We start from the raw sequence: 16,220 nt of genomic DNA on the forward strand, positions 1-16,220 counted from the left end.
CAAAGTTTTTTTGCCCAAGGTTTCTTTTTTCGTGATGCGCCGTTTTAAATTTCAGTGAACCGTAAAAAAGGTCTTATTACTTCGTTTAAAATTTTAATTGCGCTATAGATTTTCTTAATTTTACGGAATTGCTTTAACATTAAATAGATAAATATGGCATTTGATATTGATATGATTAAAGGGGTGTACGCCAATATGGCGGAGCGGGTGGATAAGGCCCGTGAAATTGTGGGAAAACCACTGACCCTTTCGGAGAAGATTTTATACGCTCACTTGTGGGATGGGACTCCTACTAGGGCCTTTGTCAGAGGTAAGGATTATGTTGATTTTGCTCCAGATCGTATCGCATGTCAGGATGCAACGGCCCAAATGGCATTGTTACAATTTATGCAGGCCGGTAAACCAAAAGTTGCGGTGCCCACAACGGTGCATTGTGATCACTTGATTCAGGCAAAAAGTGGCGCGGCAGCAGATTTGAAATCTGCCAACTCTACCAGTGCGGAAGTCTTTGACTTTTTGGAGTCCGTTTCCAATAAATATGGAATCGGGTTTTGGAAACCTGGTGCCGGTATAATCCACCAAGTGGTTTTGGAAAATTATGCATTTCCAGGGGGTATGATGATTGGGACAGATTCTCACACCGTGAATGCCGGTGGTTTGGGCATGGTGGCCATAGGTGTTGGAGGAGCGGATGCTGTGGATGTGATGGCAGGAATGGCATGGGAGCTTAAGTTTCCAAAATTGATCGGTGTTCGATTGACCGGTAAGATATCCGGTTGGACCGCCCCCAAGGATGTTATTCTTAAAGTTGCGGAAATTTTGACCGTTAAAGGAGGAACAGGAGCGATCGTTGAATATTTTGGTCCCGGAGCCATAGCGCTTTCCTGTACGGGAAAGGGTACGATTTGTAACATGGGCGCAGAAATTGGGGCTACCACTTCGACCTTTGGTTATGACGATTCAATGGAACGATATTTAAGGGCTACAGATAGGGCAGATGTTGCTGATGCGGCCAATAAAGTAAGGGAATATCTTACGGCAGATGATGAGGTGTATGCCAATCCGGAACAATATTTTGACCAAGTCATCGATATCGATCTTTCAACACTTAATCCGTTGTTGAACGGTCCTTTTACGCCAGATTTGTCAACGCCCGTTGGAAAGGAAATGACAGAGAAGGCCACAAAGAACGACTGGCCCATGCAAGTGGAATGGGGACTCATAGGTTCTTGTACCAACTCTTCCTACGAGGATTTGTCCAGGGCCTCATCTATTGCGCAACAGGCTTTGGATAAGAAACTTAAAACAAAAGCGGAATTTGGTATAAATCCGGGTTCTGAACAAGTTCGCTATACAGCAGAAAGGGATGGAATCCTCGGAATATTTGAAAAATTAGATGCCAAGATTTTTACAAACGCCTGTGGGCCCTGTATCGGTCAGTGGGCGCGTTACAGCGATCCAAAAAATGCACCTAAGAACAGTATAGTTCATTCCTTCAATAGAAACTTTGCAAAACGTGCGGATGGTAATCCCAACACCCATGCATTCGTTGCCTCTCCAGAAATTACGGCTGCCATAGCAATTGCCGGAAGATTGGATTTTAATCCTATGACGGATACTTTGATCAATGAAGATGGCGAGGAAGTAAGGTTTGAGGAACCAACAGGATGGGAATTGCCGCCAAAAGGTTTTGAAGTGGAGGATGCCGGTTATTTAGCACCCAAAGAAGATGGTTCCAGTGTTAAAGTGGTTGTAGACCCAACCTCGGAGAGACTGCAATTGTTGGAGCCTTTTGAGCCAATTAAAAATGAGGAATTACAAGATGTCAAACTGTTGATAAAGGCATATGGCAAATGTACAACGGACCATATTTCCATGGCAGGACCATGGTTACGCTTTAGAGGGCATTTGGACAATATTGCCAATAATACCTTAATAGGTGCCGTTAACGCCTTCAACCAAAAAACAAACCTGGTCAAAAATCAGTTGACAGGTGAATATGAAGGTGTGCCTGATACACAAAGGGCTTACAAGGCCAAAGGAATAAAATCCATTGTAGTTGGGGACCATAACTATGGTGAGGGTTCTTCAAGGGAGCATGCGGCCATGCAACCAAGACATTTGGGCGTTGCTGCCGTTTTGGTAAAATCCTTTGCACGTATCCATGAAACAAACTTGAAAAAACAGGGGATGTTGGCTTTGACTTTTGCCAATGAGAACGACTATGATTTGATCAAGGAGGACGATACCTTCAATTTTGTGGATATTTCCGATTTTGCTCCGGATACACCTTTAACGATTGAGGTTGTACATGCAGATGGATCTAAGGACAGCATTAAGGCGAACCATACCTATAACGGAGCCCAAATAGGCTGGTTTAGGGAAGGTTCCGCTTTGAACGTCATAAAGAGGCAAAACGCTTCTTAACATAATTTTAAAATAAATTGCGAAAACTCCCATTCCTATTTGGGAGTTTTTTAGTTTTGGATATACCATAATCTTAAAATGAAGAAACAAACCGTTTTCACGCTTTTGGTCATAGCTTTTGTGTTGTCTTTCTTTGTTACACCCCTTGGTGACTACAGCAAGATTCTTTTAAATAGATGGTTGGCTATGGCGCCCACCATTATTACCCCAGAAAAAAGGGGGAAAATAGCCAGCTATGATTGGACCTTAAAGGATGAAAATTGGAAATTCATTAATTTTGAGGAAGCTAAGGGAAAAGTCGTATTTATTTCATTTTGGACCTCATGGCATATGCCATCCCAAGCGCAGCTAAAGGATATCCAGAATCTATACAATAAATATAAGGGAAAGGTAAAGTTCTATATTATTACCAATGAAGAAAGGGCCCCCGTAGAATTGTTCATGGAGAAACATGGTTATACATTCCCCGTTACATATCGGATTGTGGGAGAAGACAGTCCAATTACTATTTTAAAGCCACCTGGATCCTATATAATCGATAAAAATGGATTCATAGCGGTACATCAAACTGCCATTGCCGATTGGGATAATTCTTCTATTGATACTTTGTTGCAAAAGCTAATTGACGAATAGCGTATAGCAAATCAATAGTGACAGATTAGAATAATTTCAATTTGTGTTTAAGGCGTATCTAAATCCCATTATTCTTATAATATCCGATGTCTCAAGTTACTACGCTTACTTTTTTTAGATATTTAAATCTTAAAGGTAGAATATGGGCTTTTGGCACCATGCAATTTGCACATTCACCACTTTCTAAAGTTTCAGGTCTACAGATGTATAAACTTATGGGCAGTGGAAAGCAGGGCTTTAATCCCCTACCGGATTGGTCGGTTTACGCATTGCTTCAAATTTGGGAAAATGAAGCATCCGCTGATGCTTTTTTTGATTCATCCCCGCTTATGAAAAGCTATCTAAAAAAAAGCAACGAACGATGGACCGTCTACATGAAAAACAGTATGGCAAAGGGCAAATGGTCAGGTAAAAATCCGTTTTTAAAAAGCAATTCATTGGAAGCGGCAAATCCATTTATAGCCGTTATAACGAGGGCGACTATAAAACCTAGAATGTTGTTCAGATTTTGGAAATATGTTCCAACATCCCAAAAACCCTTAAGGAAAAATACTGGTTTATTGTTTACAAAGGGAATTGGTGAAGTACCAGTTCTACAAATGGCTACGTTCAGTATTTGGCGTGATAAAGAGTCCTTGATGAATTTTGCCTATTCCAGCAAGGAGCACCAAAAAGCGATACAAAAAACCCGACAGCTGAATTGGTACAAAGAGGAGCTTTTTTCAAGGTTTCAGCCCTACAGGTCCATCGGTGCCTGGATGGGTAAAAACCCATTACCCGACTTGAACTATGAATAAAGGAAAAATGCGAAGAACACAAGTTGAGCCAAATATAAATGCGTTGAAAATGGTTTATTTCCTTTAATTTTTAGGACTCTAACTACGGCTTGAAATACAAGTGCCAGGGTAAACCATGTGGTATAATTTTCCAAGGGAGCGGTTCCGCCCTCAAATCTCCAAAAATCGAACACTGGGGCATTGTGTTCCATAAAATAATCGAGCAATACCATCAAGGCGGCAGCCATTATAATTTTTGGAATAGCCTTCAGTTGGGTATAGTCAAGGATACTTGCCGTAATAAAAGTCAATAAAGCCCAGTAGATACCAATTAAATAAGGTACTCCGTCAAGTTTTGGCCCCAGATTGTTTCCATATACATAATCCCCGAACAAAATGCCATAATGTACTCCTAGCCATTCCGCAAACATGCCTCCAAAAAAGAATAGTGCAAAGGCGAGTATCTTACTGATATTATTTATGGGATATATGAAAAGGAAAAGCAAGAGGCTAACCATTAAATTCAAGGGAGTTTTTTGAATGAACCATTCCAACGCTCCCGAAGCTATTCCGATCAAGGCCGAAATATGAAAGAGCCATACAATGCCAATGGCGATGATAACCTTGTTTTTTGAAATGGCTTCAAGCATTTTGGGTAGGATTTGGAACTAAATCGGAAACTATTTTTGCAGATAATAGGCAAAGTGGAATTCCGCCGCCCGGATGTACTGAACCTCCACAGAAATATAAATTTTTGATTGATTTTGAAAAATTTGCATGCCTTATAAAAGCGGCGAACTTACTATTGCTTGCGGCACCGTACAATGCGCCTCTGTGCGAGCTTGTATTGTTTTCTATCCCTACGGGATCTAAAATATGCTCCGTAGTTATGAATTCTTCAATATTGGTTTTTAAGATCTTATTTATTTTGGAGATGATATTCTTCCTGGCCTCCTTTTTCAAGAATTCCCAATCCTGTCCATAATTTCCGGGTGCATTTATCATTACGAACCAATTTTCATGTCCCTTGGGTGCGTCGTTCGTTTCCTCTTTTGAAGTTATGTTGATGTATACCGTTGGGTCTACATAAAGGGTTTTTTTCTCAAAAAGAGCGTTGAACTCATTGGGGTAGGATTCGGTAAACAAAATATTGTGCAGATCCAATGCGGGAAATTCTTTTGAAATGCCCCAATAAAATATAAGTGCTGAACTTGAACGTTCTTGTTCCAGGGTTTTCTTTGGATAGGGTTCGTCCTTCAACAGTTTTTTATAGGTAGGAAAAATATCCATATTGGAAACTACGACATCCGCTTCATGGAATTTATTGTTGCATACTGCTCCCAGTGCCATTTTATTCTTAATGGTTATACTATCCACAGGATGTTCAAACTTAAAAATGACACCCTGCTGTTTTGCAAACTCATATAATGAAATACTAATTTGATGCATCCCTCCCTTGGGAAAAAAAGTACCGTAATACATTTCCAGATGTGGGATCATGGACATAATACCTGGAGTCCTGTATGGTGATGAACCGTTATAAGTGGCATATCGATTAAAAAGTTGCACCAATTTTGGATTTTTAAAGTACTTCCGGTTTACTGAATCAAGAGAGTCGTTTATGTTTAGTTTCCCAATTTGAAGGATAGACTTTATAGTTTGTTTAGTGAGGTATGTGGATAGTTTGTGCAGTGAATTTTCGAGAAAAAGCTCAGCTGTCAAATCATATTTTTTTTGATTGCTTCTTAAATAGGACCTTATTTTTTGTTGTGGTTCATTAAAATACACCGCAGCATCCTTTATGAATTTTTCTGAATCCGATGTGATTGAAAATTTTTGGCCATCTTCCCAAAAATAATTACAGACTATCTCCTTTTTCTTGAATTGAAAATACTTTTGTGAATCTACCTGATAGAGTTCAAAAAGTTCAGTTACCAAGTGAGGCATCGTGAACAAGGAAGGTCCTAGATCAAATCTATACCCATCTTTTTCAATGGCATGGAGTTTACCTCCAGGATAACTATTAGATTCTAAAACGGTTACATCGTAGCCCTTCAGCCGTAGCCGTAGGGATGTAGCAATACCACCAATGCCGGCACCAATGACCAAAGCATGAGGCATTCCCTATTTTTTAAAATATTTGAAAGGAACGACCAACATACCAAAGCATTCCCCATCCTTTTTGCCCAAATGCTTATGATGTATTTTGTGGGCACGTCTAACGCCCCTGGCATACCAATTATTGGCGTTTCTAAATATTTTAAATCTTTGGTGAATGAAGATATCGTGTACAAAAAAATAGGCGATGCCGTAGGCCAAGATTCCAAAACCGAGGGGATAACCATACCAAAACCCATTGGCTCCGGTATAAAATAAGGACATACTTACTATTGCATAGAAAATGAAGAAGGTATCGTTTCTTTCAAACCATGAATCATGGTCCTTGTGGTGATGGTCTTTATGCAAAGACCATAGGAAACCATGCATGATATATTTATGGGTGAACCATGCCATAAATTCCATGAAAGAAAATGTACCCAAAAAAATAAGTATCCAAAAAAAAGTTTTCATTTAAACCAAGTTCATTTTATATTTAACGTATGACCTTGCCAAAAGGCCAAATTTTTCGTAGTCGGGAACTCTAATTCGAGTGCTTTTAATCTTCGTAGATGGCGTGTCCTGTAATTTTTTTAATAATCTGGAATAATATCTATAGGCGGTATATACCCCAAATTTAGCTTCAATGGGCAATTTTACGATTCCATTATAACCTTCTTCAAAGTCCTTCCGTATCTCATCAACGATTTCTTTTTTCGCAACTTCGTCCAATGCTGCCAAATTTGCATTTGGGAAATAGGAACGATTCAATTCTTCAAAATCGGCTTTTACATCCCTAAGGAAGTTTACCTTTTGAAACGCCGAACCTAGTGCCATAGCGGAATCCTTCAGGTTCTCATAGGATTGATCGCACCCTTTTACAAAGACCTTCAAACACATTAAGCCAACTACATCGGCAGAGCCATAGATATACTCCTTGTATTCCGCATCGCTCTTATAAACATTTTTGGTAAGGTCTGCACGCATGCTTTTCATAAACGAATCTACCAAGTGCATTGGAATATTGTATTTATGAAATGTATATTGAAAGGAATTAAGAATGGGGTTTAGGCTTATTTTGTATTTAAGTGCTGCACCAAGTTCCTCCTCAAATTTATCAAAAAGAGTTTTTTTATCATAATCATGGAAAGTATCCACAATTTCATCCGCGAACCTAACGAAACCGTAAATATTATATATATCCCCACGTATGGAGTTATGAAGCATTTTTGTTGCCAAGGCGAACGATGTACTGTATTTTTCGGTAACTATTTTACTACACTGGTAGGATACCTTGTCAAAAGTAATTTTCATGGTTTTAAGTTAGTTATTTTTAGTTAGAAGTTCAGAAACTAATTTACCAGAAATGAGCGATGGGGGCACTCCAGGGCCAGGAACGGTAAGCTGACCTGTAAAATATAGGTTCTTGACTTTACTACTTTTTAATTTTGGTCTTAGAAAGGCGGTCTGGGAAAGCGTGTTCGCCATACCATAGGCATTCCCCTTGTAGGAATTGTACCTTTCTACAAAATCGTTCACACAAAATGTTTCCCTAAACAGTATTTTTTGCGAGACTTTTTGTTCGGTTTTTTTTTCGAACCTATCCAGAATCAAATCAAAATATTGCTCCCTTAGTTCTTTGGTGTCCTCAAGACCTGGGGCAATGGGCACCAGAAAAAATCCTGTCTCACAACCCTCGGGAGCCATACTTTGGTCCGTTTTGGAAGGAAAATTGGCATAGAAAAGGGGATTTGTTGGCCATTTAGGATTATCATAAATTTCTTCTGCGTGCTGTTCAAAATCCGTATCAAAGAATAAGTTGTGGTGCTCTACATTTTTTAATTTTCCGTTAAAGGCGATGTAGAACAACAGGGATGAGGGAGCAAACGTCTTTTTTTTCCAATAAGCTTTGGAGTACTGTCTGTATTCTTGGTCCAATAAGGACTCAGAATGGTGGTAATCCGCTCCGCTTACAACTATATCTGCGGGAATCGTTTCACCATTACAGATAATCCCGGTACATATTTTATTGGAAACCAATATTTTTTCTACGTTAGTACCTGTATGTATCTTGACGCCAAGTTCTTGTGCCAAATTTCCCATGGCCCTGATTATTTGGTACATACCACCTTGGGGGTGCCATGTGCCCAAACCGAAATCAGCGAAATTCATGAAACTGTAAAAAGAGGGAGTATCACTAGGTTTTGCACCCAAAAAAAGCACGGGAAACTCCAATGTTGCTATAAGTTTTGGGTTTTTGAATCTTTTTCTAACTTCGGAACTAATGGTTTTAAAAAACTGGTCCACCTTGAGAACGGTTTCCTTGGTGACCAATTCAAAAGGCGTTATACCGGGTCTTAGGACAATTTTGTTGATAGCGATGTCATAATTCTCTTGTGCAAGGGCAATGAATTTTCTTAATTTTTGGGAACTTCCGGATTCAAGGCGTTCAAATTCCTCACAAATTTTATCCATGCAGTCGCCAATGGTAATAACATCATCGGCAAAAAAAATTTTATAGGCTGGACTCAACTTATCCAGGGCGTAGTAATCTTTGGTAGATTTTCCAAAATCGTTGAAAAACTTTTCGAAAATATCCGGCATCCAGTACCAGCTAGGGCCCATATCGAACGTAAATCCATCTTTAATGTATTGTGCGGCCCTACCACCTATGGTTTCGTTTTTCTCGTATATAGCTACTTCGTGGCCGGACTTGGCAAGATAACAGGCCGCTGAGAGCGAGGAGAAACCGGATCCTATGATAGCTATGTTCCTTTTCATGGGTTTGCTATAAATTTTGGATAACTTCTTCAATCGAAGTGAATGTCTTTACAAAGCTTGGAATCTTGGAAGGTTCCAAATGTTGGATTTGCCTACCTAATATCCAAAAGTGCGGGTTTGAGCTTTCCCTAAGATATAATTCAAACTCCTTAATATAGTTGGATATCTCGGTTTTGTCGGGTTTTACGGTAAAGTAAGATAGGAAATAAATGTTATCAAAATATTTTACGAGATCTATTAAATATTCAATGGGTATTGTCTGGCCCAAATACACTACTTTGTACCCCTTTAAAAGTATTTCGTAATTCAAATAAAGTATCCCAATATCATGTATCTCATTTTCTGGTAAAAATGAAACAAATACCTTATTTGTCTTGGTAGGTTTTTGGTGTTGGATGCGCTCCGTGTTCACCAGTATTTTTTGTTTAATAAGACTTGTAATAAAGTGCTCGTGGGCCGGACCAATGGTATCGGTTTGCCAAAGAAGGCCAATTTCGTTTAATAAAGGAATGAATACATCCTTAAAGATTTCCCCAAAAGACTTTGTCTTTAGTAGCTTATCATAGGTTTCAAAAAATACGGTTTGGTCAAAATTCATCATTGCCAACTTAAAGGCATTCAAATTTTGGGACTTGCTCGTCTTGTTTGAAACAACTTCCCTGACCATATTCGGTATTTCCGGCTCGGGTATTTTTGCGATTTTGGAAATTTTATAACCGTTGTCGTATAGAAGGGTTATGTTCAAAAGTTTCTGTAAACTGGAAAGGCTATAGGTGCGTATATTGGTGTCCGTTCTTTCGGGAGAAAACAAATTGTATCTTTTTTCCCAAATTCTAATGGTATGGGCCTTGATACCGGACAAATTTTCCAGGTCTCGAATGCTGAATACTTTTTTTACGTTGTTCATATTTTACCGTAAAACGTTAAACAAAATTAAGGAATTGGGTTTAAAGTTCGTTGTAAAAGAAGTTAAAATATCGCCAAATAAAAAAAGCCAGGTGTAATTGACCTGGCCTTTGTGCCCACGACTAGATTCGAACTAGCACGTCCTTGCGAACACTACCCCCTCAAGGTAGCGTGTCTACCAATTTCACCACGTGGGCAATTTAGAATCGGCGGTAAAGATATAAAGGTATTATGTAAATCAAAGCAAATCCATACCGAGTTTTATGTATGGGATATAAAAATTATTTTATTTGGATCCCTTTCAAAAATTCATGAATTTATTGTTCTATCTATTTTTAAGGCGCATTTCCTGAAGAAAATATTTTTAACTTGTTGAAATATAAATATTTAATTTATACCCGTATGCATAGAATAAAAGCTTTCCTTTTTTGTGTCCTTCTATCTTATTTTGTTGGTAGCTTCAACATGACCTTTGGTCAGTGGAAACCCACCGGTGATAAAATCAAGACGAAATGGGCCGATCAACTGGATCCAGCAAATGTACTTAACGAATACCCCAGGCCATTGATGGTAAGGGAGCACTGGAAGAATTTAAACGGTCTTTGGGATTACGCAATTACTAATAAAGGAGCTATGGCCCCCATCAATTTTAGCGGTAAAATTTTGGTGCCATTTGCTGTAGAATCGAGTCTATCAGGGGTTATGGAAGAAGTTGGCGGTTCTAAGGAGTTATGGTACCAGACTTCCTTTGAAATTCCGATGGATTGGAAAGACCAAAATATACTTCTCCATTTTGGAGCTGTAGATTGGAAGGCCGATGTTTGGATAAATGATGTTCAAATTGGTTCACACACTGGTGGATATGCTCCTTTCAATTTTGACATTACACCCTTTTTAACGACCGGAATACAACTAGTAAAGGTGAAGGTTTGGGATCCCACGAACGATGGTCCACAACCTAGGGGTAAGCAGGTGAATGATCCCGAGGGAATTTGGTATACCCCGGTCACCGGAATTTGGCAAACCGTATGGTTGGAACCGGTACCAAAAAAACATATCCGCAATATAATAACAGTTCCCAATGTGGATACAGGCACCATTTCCATTACTCCTGACCTTGAAGGTGCTTCTTATGGCGATATTGTTGAGGTATCCATATTTGATGAGGGAGCCTTGGTTTCTAAGGCCAGAACTAGGGCAGGTTTGGAAGTAGTGTTGCCCGTAAAAAATGCAAAACTATGGTCGCCGGAGACTCCCTATCTGTACGATATGGAAGTTAGCATCATGTCCAATTCCAAGGAAGTGGATAGGGTCGCTAGTTATTTTGGAATGCGAAAAATCAGCATGAAAAAGGATGCTTTTGGCATTGTAAGAATGCAGTTGAACAATAGGGATTATTTTCAGTACGGTCCTTTAGATCAAGGTTGGTGGCCGGACGGACTTTATACAGCGCCTACGGACGAGGCACTAAAATACGATATTGTCAAGACCAAAGAGCTAGGCTTCAATATGATACGAAAGCATGTAAAGGTGGAACCGGCAAGGTGGTATGCCCATTGCGACAGATTGGGCATATTGGTTTGGCAGGATATGCCCAATGGTGACAAGGGTCCGCAATGGCAGAACCATGATTATTTCTCAGGCACCGAATTCACAAGGAGTGTAGAATCCGAAGCAATATATAGGTCCGAATGGAAAGAAATAATGGATTACCTGTATTCCGTACCAAGTATAGTGGTTTGGGTTCCTTTTAACGAGGCCTGGGGGCAATTCAAAACGGAGGAAATTGCCCAATGGACCAAAAGTTACGACCCGAGTAGGTTGGTAAATGCCGCAAGTGGCGGAAATTTTTATAGGACAGGAGATATTGTAGACTTGCATAATTATCCTGGGCCTGCCATGTACTTGTACGATGCGCAACGCGTAAACGTACTCGGGGAATATGGCGGTATTGGATTGGCCGTTGAGAACCATCTTTGGAAGCCGGACAATAACTGGGGATACATAAAATTCAAAAATTCCAAGGAGACCACAAATCAATATATAGAATATGCCGAGGAATTGAAAAAATTGGTAAAGGCGGGATTCTCGGGGGCTATCTATACACAGACAACCGATGTTGAGGGAGAGGTCAACGGATTTATGACCTATGATCGTAAGCTCGATAAAATGAATATAAAAGAGGTCCGCAAAACAAACCAAGAAGTAATTGATATTATCAACAAGTAGTTGAGTTTATTCTTTGAACTTATTCAATAAATCGAATACTTGTAAATTCATGGCAATTTTGACGTATGAAGTAAAACCACTGAGACAATCCAGAAAAAACCTTGGCTAAAAAGTCAAAGTTTTTGGAGACCTTGGTGGGATTTTCTTGGCGCTTACTGAAAAAGATTCACTTTGAAAATTGTTCAACAAAAAAAGCTCAAGCAAAATAAAAACAAAATAACAAACTATATCTGGATTGGCTGCGCCTTTCCCAAAACGCTCCGTGTCGAAATTCAACAAAAGAAAACTTAACATACCAAAAAACAAAAGCAAGCTATGATTTTAGCTTGCTTTGTTTTCAACTTTTTGTTTATTTATTCGTGACCTGGCTGGGATTCGAACCCAGGACCCTCTCCTTAAAAGGGAGATGCTCTACCAGCTGAGCTACCAGGTCAAAATGTAATCGCAAAGATTCCTTGTTTGCGGGTGCAAATATAAGGCCTATTATTTATTTACCAAGTCCAAAAGTGTATAAATTTATTTTTTTTTGAAATCGATTGAAATTGACGGATTTTTACAAAAATTAGCAGGCGTGAAAATCATACTGATCGGTTATATGGGGAGCGGAAAGACAACTATTGGTAAAATGTTGTCCAAGCGATTGAATTTTAATTTCTTAGACCTAGACGATTATATTGAGGAGGCTGAGGGGATGTCCGTGAGAGAAATTTTCAAGAATAGGGGAGAAGTCTATTTCAGAAAAAGGGAAACGGAATATTTAAGGCAAGTTCTGGAAGGAAATGAGGATGTTGTGCTATCGGTTGGTGGGGGAACTCCTTGTTTTGGCACCAACATGCAGCTGATCAATGATGCAACTCCAAATTCGATTTATATAAAAACGGATTTGAACGTATTATGTGACAGGCTACTCAGAGAAAAGGAGGGTCGTCCCCTTATTGCAAATCTAGCTCCTGAAGATTTCCAAGAATTTATAGCAAAGCATCTCTTTGAGCGTAGTTTTTTTTATAACCAAGCTCATCACACCGTGCACAATCAAAACAAATCGGTAGAAGACGTAGTGTTGGAAATTCAAAAAATATTAGTCTAAATAAACCCTGTTTTTCTTGGGTTCAAAGAGCACGTTTACATGTTCCTGTAAGGAAGTGGAAAGGGAAATTCCTTTATAATCGGCCTTCACAGGATATTTTTTGTGGTTTCTGTTGACCAAAACCGCGGTCTTTAATTGTTTGAGGGGGGTTTTAAGAAAGTGATGTACACCATAAATCAATGTGGTGCCGGAGTTCAGCACATCGTCTACCAATACGACCGACTTATTGGCATATTCGTTTTCTGTTAAAGACGTGGATACACCGCTTTTCAGTGGGTCCTTTTTATCCATCATTACTTTACAAAGAATTATTTCGGCTTCTGTAATTTTTTTAAGAACGTCCATTATTTTTTTGGCAAAAAGAAGTCCTCCGCCATCAATCCCGGCTACTACAATTTCCTTTTCGGAAACGTTGGTCTCGTAAATTTGATAGGCAATCCGTTCAATTTTGTGCTGGATCTGTTGATGGTTCAATATTTGTTGTTGCATGGCCATTCAATTCTAAGGGATAAATATAGGGGTTATTTGATTTTTTGTTGTTCGTTCTTGGTTTTTAGAAAAAAAACTATTTATTTTTCGTTTTTCACTCTGAACCCTGAACCTGAACTCTGTATTCTGCACTTTCGCAATTCGCTAATCGCTGGACGCATTTCGCTGATTTTTAATTCTAAGTTTAAGTTTTCAGGTTTCAAGTTCCAGATTTATCTGTTCCCTATTAACTTTCACTTTTCACTTTTCACTTTTCACTCTGACCTCTGAACTCTGAACTTTGAACTCCTGCATTCTGCACTTTTGTTGTAGGTTGCTCGTTTTTGGTTGTTGGTTTCCTAAAACTAATTCCTAACCCATTACTCCTGAAATCTACTCGTCTTCACTCCCCTCCAAATAATCGTCTATTTCCCTACGGTCTTTCTTTGTAGGCCTACCCGTTCCCTTTTTGCGGTAATACTCCTTGGAATATTGTAAAAGTTCCTGATGGTCAAAAGCTTCCTTGGGCGTAGTGTCCTTTCTGTAGATATCCACCAATTTGGCACCTACCCGATTTTCGGGAATATCCAAAACCGTAAGTTGGTAATCAATTTGGTTTTTGCGCACGATTATTTTATCCATAGGAAATACTTCCCTACTAGGTTTTGCTGTTTGGTCATTTATTTTGACCTGACCTTTTTTACAGGCATTGGTGGCAATATTTCTTGTCTTAAAATAACGGGTACTCCAAAGGTACTTATCAATGCGCATGGCAAACTAAAATCTTTGTTAAGGTTTCCCACAAAAATAGGGGAAAATTGTATCTTGCGCGCCTAAAATATTGTTGATGAAATTGAAAAACATAGTAATAATTACCATTGTTTTCGGAACGATTTGGTCCTGTAGAAAGGATGATGATCCCATTGGAGAGGTCGTTCCTCCAAGATCTATCATAGAAGTTGCCGCTGAGGATGATGCCGAAATACGAGAGTTCTTGAGTACCCACTTTTTTAACTACGAGGATTTTCAAGATCCACCCGAAGGCTTTGATTTTAAGATACAATTTGATACGATTTCAGGAGAGAATGAAGACAAAACCTCTATTTTGGATAGTGGTTCCCTTCCTGGAATAGAGTTTGGGATGGAAACGATTACTATTCCTTCGGCTGCATTTAGAATTACAGACGGCGAAGAGGCTGAACATACCCTTTACTATTTGATAGCAAGACAAGGCGTTTCAGAAGAGACACCAACAATCGGGGACGATGTGGCTCTAAGGTATGAAGGTTTATTGTTGAATGGAACAATTTTCGATAATTCCGGTAGTCAGCCTTTACTATTAAATTTAACTGCTGGTGATGGAAGGGGTTTAACTATTGGTTTTGGAAATGGAGTAGAATATTTAAAAACAGGAATTGATTTTATTGATAATGGAGATGGCACGGTGTCTTATTCTGATTATGGTATTGGAGCTATTTTTATCCCATCGGGGCTGGCCTATTTTAATGGGTCACCCAGCTCTCTAATCCCTACATATTCTCCATTGATCTTCAAAATTGACGCATTGGCTTATCAAAAGGATACGGATTTTGACGGGGACGGTATTCCCTCTATTTTGGAAGATGTGGATGGGGATGGTAATCTAAACAATGATAATACGGATGGAGATATTTTGGCCAATTTTAACGATACGGATGATGATGGAGATGGAATACCTACCAGAGAAGAAATTATATTAGATGATGAAGGGAATTTTGTAGGCTTTAAGGATACGGATGGCGATGGTATTCCTGATCATTTGGATAGGGATTCTTAAATAATTCAATTTATTTGCAAGAATAAAAAAAGGCTTCCAGTACCCTGGAAGCCTTTTTTATGGGAAATTTTTCCGCTCAAATCTTTAGGGACAAGCTCAAAATAAGTTGGTCCGGTCTAGTGTCTACTCGATTGTTTATGGAGATACCTCCATTGGCATCAATAAAATTGACCTCGTTTTCACTAAAACCACGCTCATATCTCAAATCGATTCCCAACTTGCCCAAGTTGACCCCGGCACCTATGTTTAGACCTACTGAAAAATCGTTTTCCACATCGCCCAAGGTAACGCCTTCAAAGTCGGTGTCCAAAATATATTGGAATGCTGGTCCGGCAAATAAATTTAGTGGACCTATCACATTAACACCTAAGAGGACGGGTGCATCCAATTTTTTCATTTTAAAATCTCCGTCATCATATCCGGATGATATACTAGTATAAACCAATTCTGGTCTTACATATATTTTATCTCCTAGTTTCCCATAAATACCCAAATGGTACCCCAAGTTTTTGTTCGGGTCTTCAAAAGCATCCGCTGTAGAATCAAAATAGTTTCCATTTCCTGCGTAGTTTAAACCTCCCTTGATTCCAAATCCAGAACCGCTTTGTGCCATCGCGGTCAGACCGGTCAAAAGCATCACAGTTAAAAAAAGTGTTTTTTTCATAATAGTTTTATTTTATTGAAACATTCGTATCAAGAACAATACCGATCGTTTCCTTTCTCGTTATACCATCAGAACGGAGGGTAAAGTTCTTTTATTGTTTGGCGAAGTTAGGGGAGGATTGGATTTTCTATTGTCGCATCAAGAAGCAAGATTGACTTATAACGTATCTGGTTGCCCTTTTGAAGTATGACCATTTTTTTTGTTCGGTGGATAATCCCTTAGAATACATACTTTTTTTAGAAGGCCGTCGAGACCTAATTTTATATTGTTCAGCATGAATCCCTGCAACCATCCGTTCAAATTTTTGGAGGAATGTGACCAACATTGGATTTTCAA

At 39.1% G+C, this 16,220-nt stretch carries 15 protein-coding genes and 2 tRNA genes; 6 read left to right on the forward strand and 11 right to left on the reverse strand.

Features of this window, described 5'->3' with window-relative positions; translation table 11 throughout:
- The first annotated feature begins 153 nt into the window (after window positions 1-153).
- The 3 genes from BFP75_RS03170 (at window position 154) to BFP75_RS03180 (ending at window position 3,857) form a co-directional block, all read left to right on the forward strand.
- Entirely contained in the window at window positions 154-2,427 is a 2,274-nt protein-coding gene (locus BFP75_RS03170; RefSeq protein WP_099543217.1) for an aconitate hydratase, read from the forward strand.
- 78 nt (window positions 2,428-2,505) lie between these two features.
- Window positions 2,506-3,060 (forward strand): TlpA family protein disulfide reductase, encoded by a 555-nt coding sequence (locus BFP75_RS03175; protein ID WP_099543218.1) that lies wholly within the window; start codon window positions 2,506-2,508, stop codon window positions 3,058-3,060.
- Window positions 3,061-3,146: 86 nt separating this feature from the next.
- On the forward strand, window positions 3,147-3,857 hold the full coding sequence (locus BFP75_RS03180; RefSeq protein ID WP_099543219.1) for a DUF3291 domain-containing protein: 711 nt from the start codon (window positions 3,147-3,149) through the stop codon (window positions 3,855-3,857).
- Here BFP75_RS03180 and BFP75_RS03185 read toward each other — a convergent pair.
- The 7 genes from BFP75_RS03185 to BFP75_RS03215 all read right to left on the reverse strand — a co-directional run bounded on the left by BFP75_RS03185 (window position 3,848) and on the right by BFP75_RS03215 (window position 9,817).
- The gene (locus BFP75_RS03185) at window positions 3,848-4,486 is read right to left on the reverse strand and encodes a carotenoid biosynthesis protein (RefSeq protein WP_099543220.1); all 639 of its coding nucleotides are present in this window, start codon (window positions 4,484-4,486) and stop codon (window positions 3,848-3,850) included. The genes BFP75_RS03180 and BFP75_RS03185 overlap by 10 nt on opposite strands.
- Window positions 4,479-5,957, reverse strand: a complete 1,479-nt coding sequence (gene crtD, locus BFP75_RS03190; RefSeq protein ID WP_099543221.1) for a 1-hydroxycarotenoid 3,4-desaturase CrtD — start codon at window positions 5,955-5,957, stop codon at window positions 4,479-4,481. The genes BFP75_RS03185 and crtD overlap by 8 nt, the downstream gene beginning before the upstream one ends.
- A gap of 3 nt (window positions 5,958-5,960) precedes the next feature.
- A complete protein-coding gene (locus tag BFP75_RS03195) occupies window positions 5,961-6,407 on the reverse strand; it encodes a sterol desaturase family protein (RefSeq protein WP_099543222.1) in 447 nt (148 codons plus the stop codon).
- Window positions 6,408-7,247 (reverse strand): phytoene/squalene synthase family protein, encoded by an 840-nt coding sequence (locus tag BFP75_RS03200; protein WP_099543223.1) that lies wholly within the window; start codon window positions 7,245-7,247, stop codon window positions 6,408-6,410.
- Between the two features lie 9 nt (window positions 7,248-7,256).
- Entirely contained in the window at window positions 7,257-8,714 is a 1,458-nt protein-coding gene (locus BFP75_RS03205) for a phytoene desaturase family protein (RefSeq protein ID WP_099543244.1), read from the reverse strand.
- 7 nt (window positions 8,715-8,721) lie between these two features.
- Window positions 8,722-9,621 (reverse strand): MerR family transcriptional regulator, encoded by a 900-nt coding sequence (locus tag BFP75_RS03210; protein WP_099543224.1) that lies wholly within the window; start codon window positions 9,619-9,621, stop codon window positions 8,722-8,724.
- Window positions 9,622-9,733: 112 nt separating this feature from the next.
- A tRNA-Leu gene (locus BFP75_RS03215) sits at window positions 9,734-9,817 on the reverse strand.
- Window positions 9,818-10,022: 205 nt separating this feature from the next.
- Here BFP75_RS03215 and BFP75_RS03220 point away from each other — a divergent pair.
- Window positions 10,023-11,849, forward strand: a complete 1,827-nt coding sequence (locus BFP75_RS03220; protein WP_099543245.1) for a glycoside hydrolase family 2 protein — start codon at window positions 10,023-10,025, stop codon at window positions 11,847-11,849.
- Between the two features lie 360 nt (window positions 11,850-12,209).
- On the opposite strand, the gene BFP75_RS03230 is transcribed toward BFP75_RS03220, so the two are convergent.
- Window positions 12,210-12,282 (reverse strand) — tRNA-Lys (locus BFP75_RS03230).
- 93 nt (window positions 12,283-12,375) lie between these two features.
- Between BFP75_RS03230 and BFP75_RS03235 the strand changes: the two genes are divergently transcribed.
- Window positions 12,376-12,936, forward strand: a complete 561-nt coding sequence (locus BFP75_RS03235; RefSeq protein WP_317044506.1) for a shikimate kinase — start codon at window positions 12,376-12,378, stop codon at window positions 12,934-12,936.
- Here the strand turns inward: BFP75_RS03235 and BFP75_RS03240 are convergent.
- Complete coding sequence (locus BFP75_RS03240; RefSeq protein ID WP_099543247.1) at window positions 12,928-13,425, reverse strand: phosphoribosyltransferase domain-containing protein; 498 nt, start codon at window positions 13,423-13,425, stop codon at window positions 12,928-12,930. The genes BFP75_RS03235 and BFP75_RS03240 overlap by 9 nt on opposite strands.
- A 372-nt stretch (window positions 13,426-13,797) precedes the next feature.
- Window positions 13,798-14,175 carry an RNA-binding S4 domain-containing protein gene (locus BFP75_RS03245; protein ID WP_099543226.1) on the reverse strand — a complete coding sequence of 126 codons (378 nt, stop codon included), beginning with the start codon at window positions 14,173-14,175 and terminating at the stop codon, window positions 13,798-13,800.
- Between the two features lie 76 nt (window positions 14,176-14,251).
- Here BFP75_RS03245 and BFP75_RS03250 point away from each other — a divergent pair, with 76 nt between their 5' ends.
- Entirely contained in the window at window positions 14,252-15,220 is a 969-nt protein-coding gene (locus tag BFP75_RS03250) for an FKBP-type peptidyl-prolyl cis-trans isomerase (RefSeq protein WP_099543227.1), read from the forward strand.
- Between the two features lie 76 nt (window positions 15,221-15,296).
- On the opposite strand, the gene BFP75_RS03255 is transcribed toward BFP75_RS03250, so the two are convergent.
- Window positions 15,297-15,884 (reverse strand): outer membrane beta-barrel protein, encoded by a 588-nt coding sequence (locus BFP75_RS03255; protein ID WP_099543228.1) that lies wholly within the window; start codon window positions 15,882-15,884, stop codon window positions 15,297-15,299.
- Between the last annotated feature and the right edge of the window lie 336 nt (window positions 15,885-16,220).

The organism is Maribacter sp. 4G9 (assembly GCF_002742265.1).
GTDB lineage: Bacteria > Bacteroidota > Bacteroidia > Flavobacteriales > Flavobacteriaceae > Maribacter.